Annotated in this window: 2 protein-coding genes; one reads left to right on the top strand and one right to left on the bottom strand. The window is 75.7% G+C overall.

Annotation, left to right across the window (positions count from 1 at the left end):
* Positions 1 to 103: DUF5319 family protein (locus tag AC0CYZ_RS15335; RefSeq protein ID WP_472216794.1), on the top strand; the 103-nt coding region annotated here is incomplete at its 5' end.
* A gap of 82 nt (positions 104 to 185) precedes the next feature.
* On the opposite strand, the gene AC0CYZ_RS15330 is transcribed toward AC0CYZ_RS15335, so the two are convergent.
* A partial coding sequence (locus AC0CYZ_RS15330) for an anti-sigma-D factor RsdA (protein WP_472216793.1) occupies positions 186 to 1,058 on the bottom strand: 873 nt, incomplete at its 5' end.

The raw sequence follows: 1,058 nt of genomic DNA, 5'->3' as shown, positions 1-1,058 counted from the left end.
CCACATGCGCCCCCACGAGCCCCCGTTCGACCCGGACCCGGCGTCCTACGTGACGTGGGAGTACTGCCGCGGGTTCGCGGACGCGACGCTCGCGGAGCAGTAGCAGCTCGGTCATCCCGCCCCACGAACGACGACGGGCCCCGCTCCCCCGAGGGGGAACCGGGCCCGTCGTCGTTCGTGTGTGCTCAGCCGCCCGGCGCCGGCGCCGGGGCCGGGGTGGACGTGACCGGCGCACCGCCGCCGGTGGTCCCGCCCGGGTTCGACGCGGACTTGCCGTCCTCGGGACCGGGTGTGGTCGCCGAATCGGGAGCGGCCGGCGACGGCGTCTGCTGGACGGGCGGCGGCGGCTTCTGACCCGACCGCCTGTGCCGGTCCTGGTCGCGCGTCGTCGTGCCCTCGGGAGTACCGCTGCTCGCGCTCGGCGCGGCCGTCGGGCTGGCCGTCTCCGCCGGCGGCGCCGCCGCCAGCGACTTCAGCGCCTCGTCCCGCTGCTGTTGCAGGGGCGGCTGGTCCGCGGGCTGGACGGCCTGGATCTGGCCGGCCGCGCTCTGCAGCAGCGACTGCGCGGTGGCCGGCTGGCCCTGACGGATGGCGGTGTTCGCAGCGACGATCGTGTCGTGGGCCGTCTTCGCCTTCTGGGCGCTCTCGGCCTGCTGGGAGAAGAGCACCTTGGTCAGCCCGAACATCGTGTCGCCGGGCTGCGCGGAGTGCACGGCGACCGTGAAGCCCGCGAGGGCGACGGCGATGGCGGCCGCGGCGACCGCGAACGGCATCCGGCGGCGTGCCCGGCCGACCCGCCGCTCCCGCGCCTCGTGGCCGGCCTCGACGGCCTCGGCGGCCTCGTCGAGCGACACGAGCTCGGGCATCGGGTCGAGCTCGATGTCGGCCTTCCACGCGGCGAGGATGGCGGCCAGATGGTCGTCGTCCTGACCGGGACGACCGAAGACGTCCTCGTGACTGCCGAGCCCACCCAGGGACGCCCCACCCGCGATGGCGTCGAGCAGGGCGTCGTCGGCGCGTACCGCGGCGAGGTCCACCGGGCCGTCGACGAGATCGTC

The organism is Actinomycetospora sp., assembly GCF_055612215.1.
Note: the sequence above shows the minus strand (reverse complement) of the source record. Positions and strands in the feature narration are given on the sequence as shown.